The organism is Pseudomonas sp. NFACC45 (assembly GCF_900113505.1).
In the GTDB taxonomy this organism is placed as follows: Bacteria; Pseudomonadota; Gammaproteobacteria; order Pseudomonadales; family Pseudomonadaceae; genus Aquipseudomonas; species Aquipseudomonas tehranensis.
Genome location: NZ_FOPO01000002.1, coordinates 565,383 through 587,755, shown reverse-complemented (window position 1 = coordinate 587,755; position 22,373 = coordinate 565,383). Strand labels below are relative to the sequence as shown.

The 22,373-nt window shown below is 60.3% G+C and carries 20 protein-coding genes; 8 read left to right on the top strand and 12 right to left on the bottom strand.

All coding sequences use genetic code 11. From position 1 onward, the window contains the following. Positions 1-259: 259 nt before the first annotated feature. The gene (locus tag BM132_RS05440) at positions 260-1,540 is read left to right on the top strand and encodes a serine/threonine transporter (RefSeq protein WP_092453851.1); all 1,281 of its coding nucleotides are present in this window, start codon (positions 260-262) and stop codon (positions 1,538-1,540) included. 256 nt (positions 1,541-1,796) lie between these two features. Here the strand turns inward: BM132_RS05440 and acnB are convergent, their stop codons facing one another. After that, a complete protein-coding gene (gene acnB, locus BM132_RS05435; RefSeq protein ID WP_092396851.1) occupies positions 1,797-4,397 on the bottom strand; it encodes a bifunctional aconitate hydratase 2/2-methylisocitrate dehydratase in 2,601 nt (866 codons plus the stop codon). Positions 4,398-4,805: 408 nt separating this feature from the next. On the opposite strand from acnB, the gene BM132_RS05430 reads away from it, so the two are divergent. Next, positions 4,806-5,276: a DUF1289 domain-containing protein gene (locus tag BM132_RS05430; protein WP_092396853.1), complete on the top strand. Its 471-nt coding sequence runs from the start codon at positions 4,806-4,808 to the stop codon at positions 5,274-5,276. 136 nt (positions 5,277-5,412) lie between these two features. Here the strand turns inward: BM132_RS05430 and BM132_RS05425 are convergent, their stop codons facing one another. Continuing rightward, positions 5,413-6,276: a universal stress protein gene (locus BM132_RS05425; RefSeq protein WP_092396855.1), complete on the bottom strand. Its 864-nt coding sequence runs from the start codon at positions 6,274-6,276 to the stop codon at positions 5,413-5,415. A gap of 159 nt (positions 6,277-6,435) precedes the next feature. Here BM132_RS05425 and BM132_RS05420 point away from each other — a divergent pair, with 159 nt between their 5' ends. From BM132_RS05420 to BM132_RS05410, 3 genes are all read left to right on the top strand, one after another. Continuing rightward, entirely contained in the window at positions 6,436-7,044 is a 609-nt protein-coding gene (locus BM132_RS05420; RefSeq protein ID WP_092453849.1) for a MiaE family protein, read from the top strand. A 139-nt stretch (positions 7,045-7,183) separates the two neighbouring features. After that, the gene (locus BM132_RS05415; protein WP_092453847.1) at positions 7,184-7,891 is read left to right on the top strand and encodes a winged helix-turn-helix domain-containing protein; all 708 of its coding nucleotides are present in this window, start codon (positions 7,184-7,186) and stop codon (positions 7,889-7,891) included. Further along, complete coding sequence (locus BM132_RS05410) at positions 7,892-9,178, top strand: ATP-binding protein (RefSeq protein ID WP_092453845.1); 1,287 nt, start codon at positions 7,892-7,894, stop codon at positions 9,176-9,178. Between the two features lie 30 nt (positions 9,179-9,208). Here the strand turns inward: BM132_RS05410 and BM132_RS05405 are convergent, their stop codons facing one another. The 4 genes from BM132_RS05405 to BM132_RS05390 form a co-directional block, all read right to left on the bottom strand. After that, on the bottom strand, positions 9,209-9,997 hold the full coding sequence (locus BM132_RS05405) for a MipA/OmpV family protein (protein WP_092453914.1): 789 nt from the start codon (positions 9,995-9,997) through the stop codon (positions 9,209-9,211). Between the two features lie 101 nt (positions 9,998-10,098). After that, positions 10,099-10,587: a GFA family protein gene (locus tag BM132_RS05400; protein WP_092453843.1), complete on the bottom strand. Its 489-nt coding sequence runs from the start codon at positions 10,585-10,587 to the stop codon at positions 10,099-10,101. 202 nt (positions 10,588-10,789) lie between these two features. After that, positions 10,790-11,407 carry a DNA-3-methyladenine glycosylase family protein gene (locus BM132_RS05395; protein ID WP_092453841.1) on the bottom strand — a complete coding sequence of 206 codons (618 nt, stop codon included), beginning with the start codon at positions 11,405-11,407 and terminating at the stop codon, positions 10,790-10,792. A gap of 23 nt (positions 11,408-11,430) precedes the next feature. Beyond that, positions 11,431-12,513, bottom strand: a complete 1,083-nt coding sequence (locus BM132_RS05390; RefSeq protein ID WP_092453839.1) for a bifunctional transcriptional activator/DNA repair enzyme AdaA — start codon at positions 12,511-12,513, stop codon at positions 11,431-11,433. A gap of 144 nt (positions 12,514-12,657) precedes the next feature. Between BM132_RS05390 and BM132_RS28430 the strand changes: the two genes are divergently transcribed. Further along, positions 12,658-13,131, top strand: a complete 474-nt coding sequence (locus BM132_RS28430; protein ID WP_177218140.1) for a hypothetical protein — start codon at positions 12,658-12,660, stop codon at positions 13,129-13,131. Between the two features lie 79 nt (positions 13,132-13,210). Here BM132_RS28430 and BM132_RS05380 read toward each other — a convergent pair whose 3' ends face one another. Beyond that, positions 13,211-14,665 carry a TrkH family potassium uptake protein gene (locus BM132_RS05380; protein ID WP_092453834.1) on the bottom strand — a complete coding sequence of 485 codons (1,455 nt, stop codon included), beginning with the start codon at positions 14,663-14,665 and terminating at the stop codon, positions 13,211-13,213. Positions 14,666-14,866: 201 nt separating this feature from the next. Between BM132_RS05380 and BM132_RS05375 the strand changes: the two genes are divergently transcribed. Then, positions 14,867-15,454 (top strand): LysE family translocator, encoded by a 588-nt coding sequence (locus tag BM132_RS05375; protein ID WP_092453832.1) that lies wholly within the window; start codon positions 14,867-14,869, stop codon positions 15,452-15,454. 232 nt (positions 15,455-15,686) lie between these two features. Here BM132_RS05375 and BM132_RS05370 read toward each other — a convergent pair whose 3' ends face one another. Beyond that, positions 15,687-16,511: a helix-turn-helix transcriptional regulator gene (locus BM132_RS05370; RefSeq protein ID WP_092453829.1), complete on the bottom strand. Its 825-nt coding sequence runs from the start codon at positions 16,509-16,511 to the stop codon at positions 15,687-15,689. Positions 16,512-16,648: 137 nt separating this feature from the next. Between BM132_RS05370 and BM132_RS05365 the strand changes: the two genes are divergently transcribed. Beyond that, entirely contained in the window at positions 16,649-17,611 is a 963-nt protein-coding gene (locus tag BM132_RS05365) for a GGDEF domain-containing protein (RefSeq protein ID WP_092453827.1), read from the top strand. A 241-nt stretch (positions 17,612-17,852) separates the two neighbouring features. Here BM132_RS05365 and fabI read toward each other — a convergent pair whose 3' ends face one another. The 4 genes from fabI to BM132_RS05345 are packed head-to-tail and all read right to left on the bottom strand — an operon-like array spanning position 17,853 to position 22,373. Continuing rightward, the gene (gene fabI, locus BM132_RS05360; protein WP_092396875.1) at positions 17,853-18,647 is read right to left on the bottom strand and encodes an enoyl-ACP reductase FabI; all 795 of its coding nucleotides are present in this window, start codon (positions 18,645-18,647) and stop codon (positions 17,853-17,855) included. Positions 18,648-18,666: 19 nt separating this feature from the next. Further along, positions 18,667-20,277 carry an ABC transporter ATP-binding protein gene (locus BM132_RS05355; RefSeq protein WP_092453825.1) on the bottom strand — a complete coding sequence of 537 codons (1,611 nt, stop codon included), beginning with the start codon at positions 20,275-20,277 and terminating at the stop codon, positions 18,667-18,669. A 1-nt stretch (position 20,278) separates the two neighbouring features. Continuing rightward, positions 20,279-21,298, bottom strand: a complete 1,020-nt coding sequence (locus BM132_RS05350; RefSeq protein ID WP_047225759.1) for an ABC transporter permease — start codon at positions 21,296-21,298, stop codon at positions 20,279-20,281. A gap of 1 nt (position 21,299) precedes the next feature. Beyond that, the gene (locus tag BM132_RS05345) at positions 21,300-22,373 is read right to left on the bottom strand and encodes a microcin C ABC transporter permease YejB (protein WP_092453823.1); all 1,074 of its coding nucleotides are present in this window, start codon (positions 22,371-22,373) and stop codon (positions 21,300-21,302) included.

Below are 22,373 nucleotides of genomic sequence, written 5' to 3'. Positions count from 1 at the left end.
GGCTTAGCGTGCGCGGGCAGTTGTTTCATCTGTTCTGAGTGTAGGAGCTGGCGCAAAACGGCGATAGGCCGGCGGCTTCATTCCCCAGCATTATTTGCGGCAGATGCGCCGCCTTCACGACCACTCCTCAGCTAAGTCTTTGCTTCTGCTCGTTAATCCCGGACAATCGCGCCCCTGTTTCGGCCAGGGCGCTGCCTGTCGGGGTTTTCTGACTCGTCCCGGCCGGGTGCATGTGACCGGAATACGGAGATCCGACCGGATGAATGATCAGGCCACTGGCGTCGACGAACGCTTTGAAACGACCGCCCCAACGACGCTCAGCCAATGGGGACGCCATGACACCACCTGGATGCTGGGCCTGTTTGGCACCGCCATCGGTGCAGGTACTTTGTTTTTACCCATCAACGCCGGCCTCGGCGGTTTCTGGCCGCTGTTGATCCTGGCGTTGCTGGCGTTTCCCATGACGTTCTACGCCCACCGGGGGCTGACCCGTTTCGTGTTGTCCGGCCGTGACGGCGCGGACATCACTGAGGTGGTGGAGGAGCATTTCGGTATCAAGGCCGGTGCACTGATCACGTTGCTGTACTTCTTTGCGATTTTTCCGATCCTGCTGATCTACAGCGTGGCGCTGACCAATACGGTGGGCAGTTTCCTTGCGCATCAATTGCATATCCAGCCGCCACCTCGGGTGGTGCTGTCGCTGGTGTTGATCCTGGGTTTGCTGGCAGTGGTGCGATGCGGCGAGCAGGCAATCGTCAAGGCCATGAGCTTGATGGTCTATCCGTTTATCGTAGCGTTGCTGTTCCTGGCGGTGTTTCTGATCCCGCACTGGAACGGTGGCATCCTGACCACTGCGTCCACACTGCCTGAACCTTCGGCACTGCTTCATACTTTGTGGTTGGCGATTCCGGTGATGGTGTTCTCGTTCAACCATTCGCCGATCATCTCGGCGTTTGCGGTGGATCAGAAGCGTCGCCATGGTGATAACGCCGAGGTGCGCAGTTCGCAGATCCTGTCGCGCGCCCATGTGCTGATGGTGGTGATGGTGCTGTTCTTTGTGTTCAGTTGTGTTTTGACGCTTTCCCCGTCGCAACTGGCCGAGGCCAAGGCGCAGAATCTGTCGATCCTGTCGTACCTGGCCAACCACTTTAGTAATCCGACCATCGCTTTTGCCGCGCCACTGATTGCGTTCGTGGCGATCTCCAAATCCTTCCTAGGGCATTACATTGGCGCCAGCGAAGGCTTCAAGGGGCTGATCGTCAAGAGCGGTCGTCGTCCGGCGCCCAAGACCCTGGACCGTCTGACGGCGGCGTTCATGCTGGTGGTGTGCTGGATCGTCGCCACCCTTAACCCCAGCATCCTGGGCATGATCGAAACCCTGGGCGGCCCGGTGATCGCGGCGATCCTGTTCCTGATGCCGATGTACGCCATCCAGAAAGTCCCGGCCATGGCCCGTTACCGCGGCCAGGCGTCCAATGTGTTCGTGACGCTGGTAGGGGTGGTGGCAATCACCGCGCTGGTCTATTCCCTGACAGCCTGAGCCGATCCTTGTGGGAGCGAGCTTGCTCGCGATGGCGTCGGGTAAGCAGTATTGATGTCGACTGATCCACCGCTATCGCGAGCAGGCTCGCTCCCACAGTTTTTCGAGGTGTTCATAGAAGCAGCGTCAGGCACAGATCCCCTGTGGGAGCGAGCCTGCTCGCGATAGCGGTAGGTCAGTTTGCATCGAAATGACAGGCATAAAAAAACGCCGCCCCTCGCAAGAGGGGCGGCGTTTTCAGTCGAGCGTTGAAGCCTTAGGCTTGAACGACCGGGATGTTGGCATTGGCAGCCGCTTCACGGAACTCGGCGATCTGGTCGAAGCTCAGGTAGCGGTACACGTCCGCTGCCATGCTGTCGATCTTGCCGGCGTATTCCATGTACTCCTCGACAGTCGGCAGGCGACCCAGGATGGACGCCACGGATGCCAGTTCGGCCGAAGCCAGGTAGACATTCGCGCCGTCGCCCAGACGGTTCGGGAAGTTACGGGTCGAAGTCGACACCACGGTGGAGTTCGGTTCCACGCGTGCCTGGTTACCCATGCACAGCGAGCAGCCTGGCATTTCCATCCGGGCACCGGCCTTGCCGTAGATGCCGTAGTAGCCTTCTTCGGTGAGCTGGTGAGCGTCCATCTTGGTCGGCGGCGAGAGCCACAGACGGGTTGGCAACTGACCCTTGACCTGTTCCAGCAACTTACCGGCAGCGCGGAAGTGGCCGATGTTGGTCATGCACGAACCGATGAACACTTCGTCGATCTTCTGCCCAGCGACGCTGGAGAGCAGGCGGGCATCGTCCGGGTCGTTCGGCGCGCAGAGCACAGGCTCCTTGACGTCGGCCAGGTCGATCTCGATGACTTCGGCGTATTCGGCGTCCTTGTCGGCTTCCAGCAGTTCCGGGTTGGCCAGCCAGGCTTCCATCGCCTGGGCACGACGCTCCAGGGTGCGGGCATCGCCGTAGCCTTCGCCGATCATCCAGCGCAGCAGGGTGATGTTCGATTGCAGGTATTCGGCAATCGATTCCTTGGACAGCTTGATGGTGCAACCGGCAGCCGAACGTTCGGCCGAGGCGTCGGACAGTTCGAACGCTTGCTCGACGGTCAGGGTTTCCAGGCCTTCGATTTCCAGGATGCGGCCGGAGAAGGCGTTCTTCTTGCCTTTCTTCTCGACGGTCAACAGACCTTTCTGGATCGCGTAGTAAGGGATGGCGTGTACCAGGTCACGCAGGGTGACGCCCGGTTGCAGCTTGCCCTTGAAGCGAACCAGGATCGATTCCGGCATGTCCAGCGGCATGACGCCAGTGGCGGCGGCGAACGCCACCAGGCCGGAACCGGCCGGGAACGAGATACCGATCGGGAAACGGGTGTGGGAGTCACCACCGGTGCCGACGGTGTCCGGCAGCAGCATGCGGTTCAGCCAGCTGTGGATGATGCCGTCGCCTGGACGCAGGGATACGCCGCCACGGGTCATGATGAAGTCAGGCAGGGTGTGGTGGGTGGTCACGTCGATCGGCTTTGGATAGGCCGCGGTGTGGCAGAAGGACTGCATCACCAGATCGGTCGAGAAGCCCAGGCACGCCAGGTCTTTCAATTCGTCACGGGTCATCGGGCCAGTGGTGTCCTGGGAGCCGACGGTGGTCATCTTCGGCTCGCAGTAGGTGCCCGGACGAACGCCGGTCACGCCGCAGGCCTTGCCGACCATTTTCTGCGCCAGGGTGAAACCCTTGGTGCTTTCAGCCGGGGCTTCAGGCTTCTTGAACAGGTCCGAAGCGGGCAGGCCCAGCTCGGCACGTGCCTTTTCGGTCAGGCCACGGCCGATGATCAGCGGGATACGGCCGCCGGCACGTACTTCGTCCAACAGGACCGGGGTCTTCATTTCGAAGGTGGTCAGGACTTCATCGGTGCCGTGCTTGCAGACTTTGCCAGCATGCGGGTACAGGTCGATCACGTCGCCCATGTGCATGTTGGACACATCGAATTCGATCGGCAGGGCGCCGGCGTCTTCCATGGTGTTGTAGAAAATCGGCGCGATCTTGCTGCCGAAGCAGAAACCACCGGCGCGCTTGTTCGGCACGTAAGGCACGTCGTCACCGAAGAACCACAGCACCGAGTTGGTGGCTGATTTACGCGACGAACCGGTACCGACCACGTCACCGACGTAGGCGATCGGGAAGCCCTGGCCGCGCATCTCTTCGATCTGCTTCATCGGACCGGTCTTGCCTTGCTCATCCGGCACGATACCGTCACGGGCCATTTTCAGCATGGCCAGGGCGTGCAGTGGGATGTCCGGGCGGGACCAGGCGTCAGGAGCCGGGGAGAGGTCGTCGGTGTTGGTTTCGCCGGTAACCTTGAACACGCGCAGGCTGATCTTGTCGGCCAGAACCGGGCGGTTCTTGAACCACTCGCCGTCGGCCCAGGATTGCAGCACGCCCTTGGCGTGAACGTTGCCATTGCGGGCCTTTTCAGCCACGTCGTGGAAAGCGTCGAACATCAACAGGGTGTGCTTGAGTTCTTCGGCGGCGACTGGCGCCAATTCGGCGTCGTCCAGCAGGTCCACCAGGGTCACGATGTTGTAGCCGCCCTGCATGGTGCCGAGCAATTCAACGGCGCGCTTCTTGTCCAGCAGAGGGGATTGGGCTTCGCCTTTGGCCAGGGCGGACAGGAAACCGGCCTTCACGTAGGCGGCTTCGTCGACTCCAGGCGGAACGCGATTGGTGATCAGGTCAACGAGGAAAGCTTCTTCGCCAGCCGGAGGATTCTTCAGCAGCTCGATCAGGCCTGCGGTTTGTTCGGCGTTAAGCGGCTGGGGAACGATACCCAGTGCTGCACGCTCTTCGATATGTTTGCGGTAGGCTTCAAGCACAGTTATTACCCTCATCAGTGGTCCCAAATGGGTGTCCGGGACGCTCATCCAGAAACCCACGGTACTCATGCGCGTCGGGGGCTTTTTGAGCCACCACGCCAGAGTTTCCGCGAGTTCCTCACAGAAGCTGCTTTCAAAGTTTTACGCCTGCAGAACGGGGAGCTGATGAGGGTTGGCGTTGGGCTTTCCCCGCTGGAAAGACCCTCGGCCAACACCGCTCTGAAGGAACGACTGTGCTCGTGACGCTTTGAAAACAGCTTCTAACGGACATTGGCGCCTTAAAAGGCTGGCTGATTCTACGGCAAAAAAAAAATAAACGTAAGTTAGGCCCTGAAGTTTGAGGGGTGATCAATCTTAGACAAAGGGCTAACATGCCGGCCTGTCCTGCTTTTGCGTGTGCTTTTCCCTATGCCCAACCAGCTCATCAAGACCCCCTGCGTCGGCCTTTGCTCCACTGTCTATGGTGACCTGGTGTGCCGTGGCTGCAAGCGGTTCCACCATGAAGTGATTCACTGGAACGGCTATAACGAGGAGGAGAAACGCGCGGTGTGGATGCGGCTGGAGCAGTTGCTGGTCCAGGTGATGGTGGCCAAGCTGGAGGTTTTTGATCCTGCCCTGCTGCGCCAGCAACTGGAAACACGCAAGATCCGGTTTGTGCCGCACCAGTCGGAATATTGCTGGGCTTATCAATTGATCGCCCGTGGCGCGCGGGTGATCAACAACCTGGAAGCCTACGGCATGGTGCTGATGCCCGAGTTTCGCGACTGGGACCTGCCGGACCTGCGTGACGCCATTGATCGGGAATTCTTCCTGCTGTCCGAAGCCCATTACCAGCGCTACATTGCGCCGGGGTTTCTGAAGGATGCCATTGGCGGCTGACTCCCGGCCATTTGTGCAAAGAGCTTTTGTGGCGAGGGGATTTATCCCCGTTCGGCTGCGAAGCAGGCGTCTGGCGTTTAGAGTGATGGGCCTGCTCCGCAGTCCAACGGGGATAAATCCCCTCGCCACAGCGTATTTATTCCTTGACCGCCAACTCCACCAAATGATCCTCAACCTCCTGCGGTTTGAGTACCAGCACATCGCTTTCCAGCGTATCGAGCACCGCCTCGGCGGTGTTGCCGATCAGAACACCGGACAACCCGGAACGCGCCACGGTGCCGATCACTGTCACCGCCGCCTGCAGCTTGCGCGCCATGTATGGAATCAGGACGTCCGCCGGACCTTCTTCGATGTGCAGGTGTTGGTCGTCGATGTCGAACTCAGCCTGGAACGCCCGGCATTGTTCGCGGTATTTGGCCTCGATGGTTTCCTTGAGCTGGAACGTCGGGTCGGCGGACGAAAGCATCGGTGTGGGATGGGCGCTGATCACGTGCAGGTGCGCCTTGGCCAGGATGGCAATGTCGTAGCCGTGATCGATGATGGTGGCGTGCAGGTGACGGTGTTCGCCGTCGGCATTGCCCACGTCGACGGCGGCCAGGATCACTTTGTCTTTCCAGGAGCCGGCGGTTTTCACCAGCAGCACCGGAGTCGGACAATGGCGCAGCAATTTCCAGTCTGCCGGGGTGAGCAGGGCTTTTTTCAGCGGGCTGTCGGGAAAATGTTGCTTGATCACCAGGCCGCAACCTTCGGCCTGTTGGACGTCGATGATGGTTTCGTACAGGCTTTCGTTCCAGGCCTGTTCGGTGGTCACGCTGTAGCCGTCGGCCAGCAACGCGGCCTTCAGCACGCTGAGCATGCCGGCATGGTCATGCTTTTTGTCGCACACCAGCAGGTGCAAGTGAGCCTGGGTCACACCGGCAATCAGCTTGGCGCGCTTGAGCGCCAGGCTTTCCGAATGTTCGGGGTCGATGACCACCAGAATGCTGCGAATGGCTTGCATGATCGGCGTCTCCAGCAATAAAAAGGCATGGCGTTGCTCAACTATAGTTGTTGTATGGCAGTCGTCGACTTGATGCATATCAACGGCGGTGGCTGGTGGTCTGGAGGCAGGCCGGTATAATCGGCGCCCTTCGCTCGACTACCTTTTTCCGTGAGCCCCATGATCCTTCCCGAAATTCATGAATTCCTTGGTTGCCGCACGCCCAATGCCTGGGTCCAGGCGGCGCTGGCCGACCAGGACACGCTGCTGATCGACCACAAGAACTGCGAATTCAAGGCCGCCAGCACCGCCCTGAGCCTGATCGCCAAGTACCACTCCCACGTTGACCTGATCAACCTGATGTCACGTCTGGCCCGGGAAGAACTGGTGCATCACGAACAGGTCATGCGTCTGATGAAAAAACGCAAGGTTGGCTTGCGCCAGCTCTCTGCCGGGCGTTACGCCTCGGGGCTGCGCAAAGTGGTTCGCAGCCACGAGCCGGTGAAACTGGTGGACACCCTGGTGGTCGGCGCCTTCATCGAAGCCCGTAGTTGCGAGCGTTTCGAGGCCCTGGTGCCGCACCTGGACGAAGAGCTGGGTAAGTTCTATTTCGGCTTGCTCAAAAGCGAAGCGCGGCATTTCCAGGGCTACCTGAAGCTGGCCTACCAGTATGGCGACGCCAAGGACATCGCTCAGGTGATCGACAAGGTGCGTGATGCCGAGCGGGAACTGATCGAGTCGCCAGACGTGGAGTTTCGGTTCCACAGCGGTGTGCCGATGGCGGCCTGAATTGTTAAAAACTCTTAAAAACATGAAACTTCGCTGAAAACCGGCCCTTGGGGCCGGTTTTTGCTGTCTGCATCGTTCGTCCTATGAGTGGTTGGCGCCATAATGTGGCCCTTCATTCATGGGTTGGCGGGCGGTTGGTATGGATAACCTGGGTTCGGGCAAAGTGTTGCTGGTGGAGGATGACGAACGGCTCGCGGGGCTGATCGCGCATTTTCTCTCCCAACATGGCTTCGAAGTGCGTATCGAGCACCGAGGCGACCTGGCGCTGGCAGCGTTTCTGGCATTCGAGCCGAAAGTGGTGGTGCTCGACCTGATGCTGCCAGGGCAGAGTGGGCTGCATGTGTGCCGCGAAATCCGCAACGTTGCCGACACCCCGATCGTAATCCTGACGGCCAAGGAAGATGATGTGGACCATATCCTTGGCCTGGAGTCCGGTGCCGACGATTACGTGATCAAACCCGTCAAGCCTGCGGTACTCCTGGCGCGTCTGCGGGCGCTGCAACGCCGCCAGGCACCGGACACCACTGTGCGCGGTGCCCTTGAATTCGGGCGATTGGCCATCGATCGCAGCAGCCGGGAGGTGCGCCTGGCCGAAGACGTGGTCGAACTGACCACCATGGAATTCGAGCTGCTGTGGCTGCTGGCAAGCGCGGCAGGCAAGATCCTGTCCCGCGACGACATTCTCAACCGCATGCGTGGCATTGCTTTCGATGGTCTTAATCGTGGCGTCGATGTCTATGTCAGCAAACTGCGGGCCAAGCTCAACGACAACCCCAGGGAGCCGATGCGGATCAAAACCGTCTGGGGCAAGGGTTACCTGTTCAATCCGTTTGGGTGGGAGTTGTAGATGCTGCGGTTATTCCTGGGGTTGTTTCTGGCCATGACGATTGGCCTGGTGCTGGCGCTACAAACGGTCGAGCGCACCTTCGAGGCGTTGCTCGACGGCGAGATGCAGCGCTACAACCAAGAGGCGGTGCGGGGTCAGGCCTGGTCGTTGGTCGAGCAGTTGCGTGACCTGGACGGCCCGGCTCGGGAGCGGCAGTTGGAAAGCGTGCGACCTCATTATGGCTTGGGCCTGGCTCTGGTCGAACGCGACCCACTGGCCCTGACCCCTAAGGAGCAAGCCGAGTTGGCTCAGGGGCGCCTGGTGATGCGTGAGCAGTACACGCAGTTCATCTCGCGCATTGACGACGGCTCGCAGCTATTGAGCATCCAGTTGCCGGCAGAGCCGAGCCTGATGCCGTTCTACATTGTCGCGGCTTACCTGATGGTCGCGATCATGATTGGTTTCGTGCTGCTTTTCTGGGTGCGTCCCCACTGGCGTGACCTGGAGAAGCTGCGCCTGGCGGCTGAACGTTTTGGCGGCAACGATCTGTCGGTACGCATCCAGTTGTCCAGGCGTTCGAACATTCGCGACCTGGCGGAACGCTTCAATTTGATGGCGGCGCGCATCGAGGGCTTGATCGCCAATCAGCGCGAGCTCACCAATGCGGTGTCCCACGAGCTGCGTACACCTATTGCACGGCTGTCATTTGAACTGGATCAACTCAAGCAGCAGTCCGATCAGAGCCAGAGCCGCGAGTTGATCGCCGACATGTACGCCGATCTCGGTGAGCTGGAAGAAATGGTCTCCGAGCTGCTGACGTACGCCAGCCTTGAACAGGGCGACACGGTGATTGTGCGGGAGGACATCCCGGCGCGCGATTGGCTCGACAGCGTCGTGGGCAGCGTGGCGTTGGAGGCTGAAGCCGCCGGGGTGCAACTGTCGATTGCCGAATGCCCGGTCGCAATGGTTCGTATCGAGCCACGCTTCATGGCTCGCGCGGTGATCAATTTGCTGCGCAATGCCATTCGTTATGCCGATGAGCAGGTACAGGTGTCATTGATGCGCGCGGGTGATCATTATGAAGTACGGGTCAACGACGACGGGCCGGGTGTGCCGTCAGACGGTCGGGAGAAGATCTTCGAGCCGTTCGCGCGGCTGGACGCCAGCCGCGACCGTCGCACCGGTGGTTTTGGCCTGGGCCTGGCGCTGGTGCGACGGGTGTCGCAATCTCATCGCGGGCACGTGGAAGTGACGGACTCGCCCTGGGGAGGGGCATCGTTTCGCATGACCTGGGCGCACCTTGATTAGGCCGACATCGTTCGTCCGAGTCGGTATTCTTCAGAAGGTATACACGATCTGCCCGGCCAGTGACACTTGCATCCGTCGCGCCACGATCGGACTGCTGGCCGCATCGCCGGCCAGGTACTGCACGGCCAACACCGTCGACATGCTCCACTGGTCGTTGAACGGCAATGACCAGGTCAGATCTGCCCCGCGACTTACCAGCCCGCCATGGGCGTCATGGGCGCGGAACTGGCTGCGCGAAGCCTGGGCGGCGCTGACGCCGTACCAGGTACGGACATAGTCGCCGTCACCGAACTGACTGTTGAGGCTGCCGATGACCTTGCCATGGTTACCCTCGTACAGCGGCGTGCTGATGCTCAGCTTCAGCCGGTTCCAGGCCGAGCCGGTATCCCGATTGTCGTCATCTTCTTCCAGCGCATGTTCGAAGCTGGCCTCAAGGGTCACCGGTCCCATTTGATAGGTCCCGTCCAGCCCCAGCACCGGTCTGGACTTGATCGAACCCATGCCGTTGAGCTTATCCGAGCCTTTGAATCCGCGCTTGCGATCCTTGCGCACATCGCTGGCGCCGATGTACACGCGCAAGCCGAAGTCCTCTTCGTCAAACCCCCAGCCCAGGCCTTCGTCGGTATCGAGAAAAACGCCATAGGGGCTGACGATCTCTGCGCCCAACGCGGGTGCCACGACCCGTTCGTCACTGCCACTGTAGCGCGGCACGCTAGCGGCGCCGGCCCGCAAGCTGTAGCGCCAGTCTTCGGCCTGCAATGAATCGCAGAGCAGAAGCAGGCCGCATGAAGACAATGACAGACACAACGAACGAAACATGGGAGCACCCGGATGGAAGTTGGAGGCGCCCATGCTAGGCGGCTGCCTGCAGGCAATCTTTGGCAGTTTTGTCGGGAAATTGTCAAAGAGTGTGAAGCGGCCTAGCGGCTCAAATCCAGGCGCTCATGCCACTGGGCAATCGACTCCTGGGGGTAGACCTCGAACTGCTGGTCGCCCTTATGCGCCTCGACTTCCACCCAGGGCGCCTTGGAACCGAGCATCAAGTGGGTGTGTTCCGGCGGTACCGGCAACGGCGTGTCGATGGCAGAGGCGAACGGGTGGATCAGCTCCGGCCACTCGGGGCTGAACAGCCACAAACCCGAGCCGCACAGGGAGCAGAAGTGCCGTTCGGCGCTGCTGCGGTGGGCGCGCTTATCGCCTGGCTCCTTGAGCCGTGCATGGTAGATCGAGATGTGTTTGCGACCGCGCACTTTCAGGCTCCGGGCATCGCCCCCCAGGTTGATGGCAAAACCACCTCCGCCCTGGGTCTTGCGACAGATCGAGCAGTAGCAGCGTTGATAAGGGTAGGGATGGGCGCAAGCCAAGCTGAACGACACCGCGCCGCAATGGCAGGATCCATCGAGCTGCATGGGAACCTCCAATTTGTGATTGGGAAATGGTTCTGGATAGCCTAGACGCTCAGCGTTTTTTGACAGTTGAATTCAGGCCGGCCATGCGGCAGCCATCGCGAGCAGGCTAGCTCCCACATTTGATCTTCAGTGAACACAAGTAATGTCTACACAGGAAATCCCCTGTGGGAGCGAGCCTGCTCGCGATGAACGATGACGCGCTCTAGCGACCGGGCACCCGCCACAAATACCACGCCGCCACCGTCCGATAAGGGCTCCACGCCTGCCCGATAGTCATCATCTGCCTGCGATTGGGCTGTTGTTCCAGACCCTTAAGCCGCCGATACCCCTCACGCACCCCAAAGTCATCCGCCGGCAGAATATCCGGCCGTTCCAGGCTGTAGATCAGCAGCATCTCCACGGTCCAGCGTCCGACACCGCGCAAGGTGATCAGGCGTTCGATCAAGGCCTCATCATTCATGGCCAGGGCCGTGTCGTAGTCCGGCACCACACCGTCCAGCGTTGCCTGGGCGATGCCCTGTATGGTCGCGATCTTGCTGGCGGAAAATCCGCAATCGCGCAGTTGTTGGACGTCAGTCGCCAGGACCTGCTCCGGGCTGGGGAAATTCGCGCCGGGAAACAGCCGCAGAAAGCGACCGAGAATCGCATCGCCGGCTTTAGCATGCAGTTGTTGATAGGCAATCGCCCGGACCAGGGCTTCATACGGGTCGCGGGACGGTTTGGGCTGCAACAGGCAAGGCCCGATCATTTCGACATGGCGGCGCCAGTCCTCGTCGAGGCTTGCCAGAAAGGTGCTTGCATCGTGGTACGGGACAGGCATCAGGTGTTCACTCGGCAGGCTGATCAGAATGCCAGTGGCAGGGACACCTGCACCGCGGCTTTCTCCAGCCGCAATAGAAAAGCCTTGCGTGGCTGCCCGCCACCATAACCGGTCAATGAACCGTCCGCACCGATTACCCGGTGGCAGGGGATGACGATGGCCAGGCGATTCTGGCCGTTGGCCAGCCCCACCGCGCGGCTGGCACCAGGACTGCCGAGGGCCGTGGCGATGTTGCCGTAGCTACGGGTCTCGCCGTAGGGGATTTTTTCCAGTTCAGCCCAGACCCGGACGGCGAAGGCGCTGCCGGGCATGTGCAGCGGCACGCTGAACGAGGTGAGCTTCCCTGCGAAGTAGTCGGCCAGTTCGGTTTCGATCTGCTGCAAGTGGGGGTTGTGCCCCGGGGCGACGGTATAGCCATAGCGCTTTTGCAATTCTTCGATTTCCCGAGTCAGGGCCGGGCGGTCGAGAAATTCCAGTAACACCAGGCCGCGCCGTTCGGCCATGGCCAGCATCGGCCCCAGTGGCGTGGTCAGACGGGTGAACAGCAAGGGGTCGCTGTGGGTGGCGCGCCCCGGTGTGATGTGGAAAGACTTCACGAAGGCATCACGAAATCCGCTCAGGGACTCGTAGCCCGAATCGAAGGCCGCATTGTCGATGGAAGTCCCTTGTTTGATTCCCCCCAGCGCAAGGCCCAACCGACGGGTGCGCAGGTACGCGTGGAAGGTCATGCCGAAATGCTGCTTGAACCAGCGCCGCAGCTTCAGCGGTTCGATGCCTTGTTCCAGCAATGAGGCATCGGTCCAGCGCAGGTCGGGTTGATCATCCACGGCCTTGAGCAGCGCTTGGATCCAGTCCGGGGCGATCGCGGCGGCATCCAGCGGCTTGCACCGCAGACAGGCCCGGTAGCCGGCCGACATGGCTTCGTCAGCGTGGGCGAAGAATTCGACGTTCTCCGGCTTTGGCTTGCGGGCCGTGCAGCTGGGGCGACAGAAGATGCCGGTGGTCTTGACCGCCGTGAAGAACACCCCTTCATAAGCGGTGTCTCGTTCGAGCATGGCGCGGACCATCTCGGCATGGGGTGGGAGCAACGAGTCATGTAGGTTCATGGGGTGAGCATAGAGCCAGGCTCGGGAGGGCTCCACCGGAAAATCGACAGTGAATTTCCATTCACTTGGTCGGCTGGTTACGAACAAAAGTTGAACTCCTGAGTCTTAAAGGCTCCACCGTTGTTTTTGTCTTTCGGAGACATCATGTCCAAACATAAGAAATCCCTGATCGCCGTCGCTGTGTGCGCCTTGATGCTGAGTGCTTCAGCCTTGTTGCCCGCCGACCTGTCGCCTATTGGCGCGAGCTACGCTGCCGGTGGTGGCAATGGCGGTGGTGGCGGCGGTGGCGGTAAGGGCGGTGGAAACGGCGGCGGCCACGGTGGTGGTGTCGGCGGTGGCCAGGGCAGTGGCAAGTCCAGCGCTTCCAGCGGCCTTGGCAAAGGATTGACCAGCGACCACACCGGCACCCGCACTCGCGATCATGGCCTGAGCGGCAAACACACCGGTACCACCCGCACCGACCGGACCAGCAAGGCTTCGCTCACGTCGAACATCGCCAAGGACCGTGACACTCGCGGCTTGACCAAGGCGTCGGCCATTTCCACCGCTACGCCAGGCACCCACAACACCAAGGGGCTGACCAACGCGACCAGCTCTTCGATCAAGAACGACCGCTGATCGCTTGAAAAAAAGCCGCGACGCCATGGATTGGCGTCGCGGCTTTTTTCGTTTATCGGCTTCGCATTATCCGAAGTGTTCAATACTTCCAGAACACCGGCGTGAACAACACCAGCACGGTCAGAATCTCCAGGCGACCCAGCAGCATGCCAATGGTCAGCAGCCATTTGGCCGCATCCGGTAAGGTCGAGAAGTTGCCGGCCGGGCCGATGATCGAACCCAGCCCTGGGCCCACGTTGCACACGGCCGTGGCGGCACCGGTCAGGGCCGTCGTCCAGTCCAGGCCGATCAGTGCAAGCCCCAGGGCGATAGCGCCGATGGTAATGGTGAAGAAAAAAGAAAACGTCAGCAGCGAACGGACGATCTCTTCGTCGATGGGGTGCTTATTGTATTTTTTCTGGATCACTGCCCGCGGATGGATCAGTTGTTTCAAACTGCCCATCAGCAAGGCGCCAGCCACTTGAAAACGAAAGATTTTCAGTCCGCCGGAGGTGGAGCCCGAACAACCGCCGACAAACGTCAGGTAGAAAAACAGCAGCAGGGCAAAACTGCCCCACAACGAGTAATCCCCCAGCGCCACACCAGTGGTGGTGACCACCGACGTCACGTTGACGGCCACGATGCGCACGGCGTCCAGCCAGGCGTAATCGCTGTTCAGGCTCAGCCAGGTTCCCACCACGAGCCAGGTAATGACCAGGAATCCGAGGAACCCTCGGACCTGATGATCCCTGAATAACGCTCGTTTGTTCCCGCGCAACGTGGCGACATACAAGGTGAAGGGCAGTGCGCCGGCGATCATGATAATCACCGAGATCCAGTGAATAGCCGGTTGAGACCAGTTGGCCAGGGACGAATCCGAAGTGGAGAACCCTCCGGTGGAAATCATGGTCATCGCATGGTTGATTGCTTCGAAAGGCGTCATGCCCGCCAGCCACAAGGCCAGGGCGGCCAGGGCACTCAACCCAACGTAGAGCCACAGAATGTAGGTCGCCGCGACATGGGAGCGCGGTGTGACTTTCTCCGACCAGTCCGATGATTCGGTCTGGAACAGTCGCATGCCGCCGACCCGCAACAGCGGCAGGATGGCCACCGCCATGCCGATGAAGCCGATCCCTCCGAGCCACTGCAACATCGAGCGCCAGATCAGCAGGCCGGGGGAGGCATTGTCCAAGCCGGTGAGGATGGTCGAGCCGGTGGTGGTGATGCCGGACATCGTCTCGAAGAATGCGTCGGTGTAACTGATGTGCTGGATAAACACCATCGGCAGGGCGGCGAAGGTGCAGACAACGACCCAACTGGCAGTGGTGAGCAGATACATGTCCCGCGGACGCAGTTGTATGTGCGCCGGCCGACCGCGGGCTACCAGCAAGACGCCGCAGACAAAGGTGATCAGGCTCGACCACAAAAACGCCGAAAGGTCATCGTTGCGCTCGTACACCATCAGCGTAATAAGCGGAATTGCCATGCTGGCGGCCAAGGTGATCAGGAAAATGCCGAGGATGAATCCGATAAACCGCACAGCCGCAAGGGACATAACACACGCCTGAAAGAATGAGCCGCCCAGTATCGATTTCGTTGGCCGGGCGCTGCGTAAAGTTTGCGTAAAAAAAGCGCCCGAAACAGCACCTGTTCGCGCGGCACGGTGAGTGGCCGTCATTGGGCAGTTTTGTTCAAGACCGCCGGTGGCGTGCAATTTACCTTGAGCGCCACCTCACGGACATGAAGAAGGTATGCAATGAGTCTGATTATTTCCATGGCGGCGTTCGCGCTGGTCGCTTCCATCACGCCTGGGCCGGTCAATATTGTCGCTCTCAGCTCCGGGGCTCGATACGGGTTTCGTGCCACCTTGCGTCACGTGGCCGGTGCCACTCTGGGGTTTGTCTTGCTGCTGGTGCTGATGGGACTGGGGTTGCACGAAGTGCTGCAGCGCTGGCCGGGCCTCACGCGAGTGGTGCAACTGGGGGGCGTGGGTTTTCTGTTGTTCATGGCCTGGAAACTGGCGATGGACAACGGTCACCTAGGGGGCGGAGACGAGGAGCGGGCGCCGTCGATGTTCTACGGCGCGTTGATGCAGTGGCTCAACCCCAAGGCATGGCTGGCTTGCGTGGCCGGGATGGGTGCGTTCGTGGCCGATGGTGAGGCGCGGTTGGTGTGGCAGTTTGCGGCTATCTACCTGGTGATCTGTTACCTCTCGGTGGGCTGCTGGGCCTATGCCGGCAGTTTCCTACGGACCTGGTTGGGCAATCCGGCGACCATGCGCCTGTTCAATCGGACGATGGCGGCGTTGTTGGTGGTCAGTGCTGTGTATTTGTTGTTGCCTTGAGTCGGGCCCGCTGAAGTAGCGGCTATTCCCATTTTCAGGCCGGAGTGCTGTTGTGGCGAGGGAGCTTGCTCCCGCGGGGCTCTGTAGGAGCTGTCGAGCGAAGCGAGGCTGCGATCTTTTCTTGGCACTTGAATCCAAAGTGAAAGATCAAAAAATCGCAGGCTTCGCCAGCTCCTACAGAGCCCAGCGGGAGCAAGCTCGCCACAGAATGTGTTTAGGCCAGAGCGCTGCATCAGCCGCGATACTGGCCCGGCGTGGCGGCCAGGTGTTGTTTGAAGGCTCGCTGAAAATGCGCCTGGTCGGCAAACCCGCTGTCCAATGCGACATCGGCGATCAACTTGCCTTCGCGCAATTGTCGACGGGCGAACTGGATTCGACGATTGACCAGGAACGCATGGGGCGTCATGCCGTAATGGCGCTTGAAGGCCCGGCTCAGGTACGACGGCGAGAGTTGTGCGGCGGCGCAGATGTCTTCGAGTTTCAAGGCCTCGCTGCAATGGTCATGGATAAACTGCGCCGCGCGCATCAGCCCCGGATGGCTGCCGCGGTCCGGGCGCCCGGCGGGGTTGAGCCGGTGTTGCAGGTCGATGAAGAACGCTTCGGCGGCGGCGTGTTTGCCGGCGATGTCGATCCGCTCGTCCACCAGTTGTGCATACAAACTCTGTAATGCGGCAAACAGCTCGATGTCACGGCTGTGGGTGGTGGCAAAACCCTGAAAATCCAGCGTCTCGTCAAAGCCGATTCGGCGCTGCAAGTCCGTCAGCCACTGGGTGTCGACGTACAGCATTACATACGACCATGGCTGATCATTGATCGGGTTGCACGCATGGACAGCGCCAGGGTTCATCAGCACGACCGTACCGCTCTCTACCTGGAAATTCGATTGCTCATGAAGGTAGGTGCTGCGACCGGCCGTGATTGCCCCGATGGAAAAATGGTCATGGGAATGACGCGAATAGCAGACCTTGCGCCCGTCGGCGATGGCTCGGGCTTCGATGAAGGGCAGCGCTGCATCACGCCAGAAGCGTGGGGCGGTATCGTGGGTGGCGGGTTTCATCGGTGAGCGTCCTCGTCTTGAACCTGGGGCGCAGTGTATTCGGCCCCGTCGATAAATGCCTGTTTGATTTGGCCGTTCGGTTTGAAGGGGCGTGGGCCTGGGCTAGACTTCAACCAGCCCTCTCGATGGAGTTTGCGATGCTTGCGCCAGGTAAACCGGATAACGAAGCCGTTCGCCTCAAGAATTTGCACTCGCTCAAACTGCTCGACACCGCGCCCGAGGAGCGCTTCGACCGCCTGACTCGCCTTGCCCGGCGTTTGTTCGATGTGCCCATTGCGCTGGTATCGCTGGTGGATGCCAACCGTCAGTGGTTCAAATCCAACGCGGGCCTGGACGCCAGTGAGTCCGGGCGCGACGTTTCATTTTGTGGGCACGCTATTTTGCAGGATCAGATTATGGAGGTCTGCGACGCGGAACAGGACGAACGGTTTCGCGACAACCCGTTCGTCACGGATAAACCCGGCATTCGCTTCTACGCCGGGCACCCGTTGGCACTTGATGACGGCAGCAAGCTTGGAACCTTGTGCTTGCTGGATACCCGGCCGCGCAAGCTCAATGACGAAGAACGCGAACTGCTGCGCGACCTTGCCAGCATGGCCGAGCAGGAAATGGTTGCCGTGCAGATGGCAAGCATGGACGAACTGACGTTGCTGTCCAATCGGCGTGGTTTCAAGACACTGGCCCAGCATGCGTTGAGCGTGTGCGAGCGCCTGTCGCGTCCGGCAACGCTACTGTTCTTCGACCTTAACGATTTCAAACCCATCAACGATCGCTTTGGACACGCCGAGGGCGATACGGCGCTGAAAACCTTCGCCGACGTGCTACGCATCGCTTTCCGCGAAAGTGATGTGATCGGTCGCCTGGGCGGCGATGAGTTTGTCGCCTTGCTTACCGGCTCTTCCCATGTCGAAACTGCGGCGATCATGGCGCGGCTCGGGGAAATCCTCGACGAGCGCAACGCGATGTTGCAGCGTGGCTATGACATCCGTTTCAGCGTCGGCCAGATCGAATACGATCCCCAACGCGATCAGTCCATCGACAGCCTTCTGGCGGATGCCGATGCGGCGATGTACATCCAAAAACAGGCAGGCTCGCGCTGAGGGCATCACATCAAGCCCTTATGTGTGCAAGTCCATCGTCATCGCGAGCAGGCTCGCTCCCACAGGGGATTTGTGGTTTGTCCAAAGTCTATGAGCAACGCGAAAAATGTGGGAGCGAGCCTGCTCGCGATAGCGGTGGCCCATTCAACACGAATGTAAGCTGACAGACGGGAACAAAAAAACGCCGCTTGTCCCTTCTCAGGACCAGCGGCGTTTTTACGCATAGCACGTGGCGTGAAGATTACTCTTCGAGATTACCCATGGCGGTGGTGTTGAAGCCGCCGTCTACGTACATGATTTCACCGCTGATGCCCGAGGCCAGGTCCGAGCACAGGAAGGCGCCGGCGTTGCCGACTTCTTCGATGGTGACGTTGCGGCGCAGCGGGGTTTGTGCTTCGTTGGCGGCCAGCATTTTGCGGAAGTTCTTGATGCCGGAAGCGGCGAGGGTGCGGATCGGTCCGGCCGATACGCAGTTGACGCGGGTGCCGTCCGGGCCCAGGGAGCCGGCCAGGTAACGCACGCCTGCTTCCAAGGAAGCCTTGGCCATGCCCATCACGTTGTAGTTCGGCATGGTGCGCTCGGCGCCCAGGTACGACAGGGTCAGCAGGCTGCCGTTGCGGCCTTTCATCATTTCGCGACCGGCCTTGGCCAGGGCCACAAAGCTGTAGGCGCTGATGTCGTGGGCAATGCGGAAACCTTCACGGGTGGTGGCTTCGGTGAAGTCGCCGTCCAGTTGGTCCCCCGGGGCGAAGCCCACGGAGTGCACGATGCAGTCCAGGCCGTCCCACTTCTTGCTCAGCTCTTCGAAGACCTTGGCGATTTCTTCATCGCTGGCCACGTCGCACGGGAAGCACAGCTCAGGGCTCGAACCCCAGCCTTGTGCGAACTCTTCAACGCGACCCTTGAGTTTGTCGTTCTGATAAGTGAAGGCAAGCTCAGCGCCCTCGCGATGCATGGCGGCGGCGATGCCGGATGCGATGGACAGCTTGCTGGCGACACCGACGATCAGTACGCGCTTACCGGCGAGAAAACCCATGTGTTGCTCCTCTTTCAGGTTATTCGGCAGTTGTCGGGACCAGGAAAGCGGCCTCCAGCAACTGCTGTGTATAGGGGTGTTGCGGCGCGGCGAATATGCTGCGGGCATCACCTTGTTCGACCACTTGGCCATGCTTGACCACCATCAACTGGTGGCTTAGCGCTTTGACGACAGCCAGGTCATGGCTGATAAACAGATACGTCAGGTTGTACTTGGTTTGCAGCGACCGCAACAGCTCCACCACCTGGCGTTGCACGGTACGGTCCAGGGCCGACGTCGGTTCATCCAGCAGAATCAACGCCGGCTTGAGCACCAGGGCCCGGGCAATGGCGATACGCTGCCGTTGCCCTCCGGAAAATTCATGGGGGTAGCGGTTCCGGGTTTCCGGATCCAGGCCGACCTCCTTCAATGCCTCGATTATCGCTTGTTCCTGCTCGGCTGCGGTGCCGATCTTGTGGATCCGCAGGCCTTCGCCGACGATCTGGCTGACACACATCCGTGGGCTCAGGCTGCCGAACGGGTCCTGAAACACCACTTGCATCTCCCGGCGTAACGGCCGGACCTGTTGCTGCGACAGGCAGTCCAGCTGCTTGCCTTCAAACCGGATCCCCCCCTGGCTGCCGATCAACCGCAAGATCGCCAGCCCCAGGGTGGACTTGCCGGAGCCGCTTTCGCCAACGATGCCCAGGGTCTGGCCCTGGGGCAGGCTGAAGCGGATCCCGTCCACGGCCTTTATGTAATCCACCGTGCGTTTGAACAGCCCCTTCTTGATCGGGAACCAGACTTTCAGGTCCTCGACCTGCAACAGCGGCGGGCCGACCACGTTGGTCGCCGGGTTGCCGCTGGGCTCGGCGGCCAGCAGTTCTCGAGTGTACGGATGCTGCGGCGCGCGGAACAGCTCTTCGCACGATGCCTGTTCGACGATGCAACCGCGCTGCATGACACATACGCGATGAGCAATTCTTCGCACCAGGTTCAAATCGTGGCTGATCAACAGCAGCGACATGCCCAGCCGCGCCTGCAAATCCTTGAGCAATTCGAGGATTTTCAGCTGGACGGTGACGTCCAGTGCCGTGGTCGGTTCGTCGGCAATCAGCAGTTCCGGCTCGTTGGCCAGGGCCATGGCGATCATCACCCGCTGGCGCTGGCCGCCAGACAACTCATGGGGCAGGGCCTTGAGGCGCTTGTGCGGCTCGGGGATGCCCACCAGTTCCAGCAACTCCAAGGTGCGACGGGTAGCGACCTTGCCGGACAGCCCCTTGTGAATGCCCAGCACTTCGTTGATCTGCTTCTCGATGCAGTGCAGCGGATTGAGGGACGTCATCGGTTCCTGAAAGATCATCGCGATCCGGTTGCCGCGGATATGGCGGATGGTCTTTTCTTTGAGCCCCAGTAAATCCTGACCGGAATACTGGATGGTTCCGCTTGGATGGTGGGCCAGCGGATAGGGCAGCAACCGCAGGATCGAGTGGGCGGTCACCGATTTGCCTGAGCCGCTTTCGCCGACCAGAGCCATGGTTTCGCCACGCTTGATGTCGAAGCTGACGCCTTCGACGACCCGCTGGCGACGTTCGCCAACAATGAACTCCACTGCCAAGTCGCGTACTTCGATCAGATTGTCCTGATTCATCTCACTTCCTCGGATCGAAGGCATCGCGAGCGGACTCGCCAATGAACACCAGCAGGCTCAGCATGATCGCCAGCACGGCGAACGCGCTGATGCCCAGCCAAGGCGCCTGCAGGTTGGATTTGCCCTGGGCCACCAGTTCACCCAGGGACGGCGCGCCCGGAGGCAAGCCAAACCCGAGGAAATCCAGGGCGGTGAGGGTGCCGATAGCGCCGGTGAGAATGAACGGCATGAACGTCATGGTCGAGACCATGGCGTTGGGCAGGATGTGGCGGAACATGATCGCGCCGTTCTGCATGCCTAATGCCCGCGCGGCACGCACGTATTCCAGATTGCGCCCGCGCAGGAACTCGGCGCGGACCACGTCCACCAGGCTCATCCAGGAGAACAGCAGCATGATGCCCAGCAACCACCAGAAGTTCGGTTGCACGAAACTGGCCAGGATGATCAGCAGGTAAAGCACCGGCAACCCTGACCAGATCTCCAGGAAGCGTTGGCCGGCCAGGTCGACCCAACCGCCATAAAAGCCCTGCAAGGCGCCGGCGATCACGCCGATGATTGAGCTGAGAAGGGTCAGTGTCAGGGCAAACAGCACCGAGACACGGAAGCCATAGATGACCCGGGCCAGCACATCGCGGCCCTGGTCGTCGGTGCCCAGCCAGTTGACCGAGGAAGGCGGTGCCGGGGCAGGGACCTTCAGGTCGTAATTGATGCTCTGGTAGCTGAACGGGATCGGTGCCCACAGCACCCACGCGTCCTTGGCGGCCAGCAGTTCGCGGATGTATGGGCTCTTGTAGTTGGCTTCCAGCGGAAATTCGCCGCCGAACGTGGTTTCCGGGTAGCGCTTGAGGGCCGGGAAGTACCAGCCGTCGTCGTAGTGCACCACCAGCGGCTTGTCATTGGCGATCAGTTCGGCGCCCAGGCTGAGCCCGAACAGGATCAGGAACAGCCACAGCGACCACCAGCCACGCTTGTTGGCCTTGAACAGTTCGAAACGGCGGCGATTGAGGGGGGACAGGTTCATCTCAATGCTCCCGGCTTTCGAAGTCGATGCGTGGATCGACAAAGGTGTAGGTCAGGTCACCGATCAGTTTCACCACCAGCCCCAGGAGGGTGAAGATGAACAGGGTGCCAAAGACCACCGGGTAGTCACGGTTGATGGCCGCCTCGAAACTCATCAATCCCAGGCCATCCAGGGAAAAGATCACCTCCACCAGCAACGAGCCGGTGAAGAAGATTCCGATGAACGCCGACGGGAAGCCGGCAATCACCAGCAACATTGCGTTGCGGAACACATGACCATAGAGCACCCGATTGCGGGTCAGACCCTTGGCCTTGGCGGTGACCACGTACTGCTTGTTGATTTCATCGAGGAAGCTGTTCTTGGTCAGCAGGGTCATGGTGGCAAAGTTGCCGATCACCAGGGCTGTCACAGGCAAGGCCAGGTGCCAGAAATAGTCGAGGATCTTGCCACCCATGCTCAGTTCGTCGAAATCGTTGGACGTCAGCCCCCGCAGCGGGAACCAGTTGAAATAGCTGCCGCCGGCAAACACCACGATCAGCAGGATGGCGAACAGGAATGCCGGGATGGCATAGCCGACAATGATGGCCGAACTGGTCCAGACGTCGAAGTGACTGCCATGCCGCGTTGCCTTGGCGATCCCCAGCGGGATCGACACCAGGTACATGATCAGCGTACTCCACAGCCCTAGGGAGATGGAGACCGGCATTTTTTCCTTGATCAGGTCGATGACCTTGGCGTCGCGGAAAAAACTGTCACCGAAATCCAGCTGGGCGTAGTTCTTGATCATGATCCACAGGCGTTCCGGTGCCGACTTGTCGAAGCCGTACATGCGCTCGATTTCCTTGACCAGCGCCGGGTCCAGGCCCTGGGCACCGCGATAGGCCGAGCCGGCCACCGACACTTCGGCACCGCCGCCGGCAATGCGGCTGGTGGCGCCTTCGAAGCCTTCGAGTTTGGCGATCATCTGCTCTACCGGCCCGCCGGGCGCGGCCTGGATGATCACGAAGTTGATCAACAGAATGCCGAACAGGGTTGGAATGATGAGTAACAGGCGCCGAAAGATATAAGCCAGCAT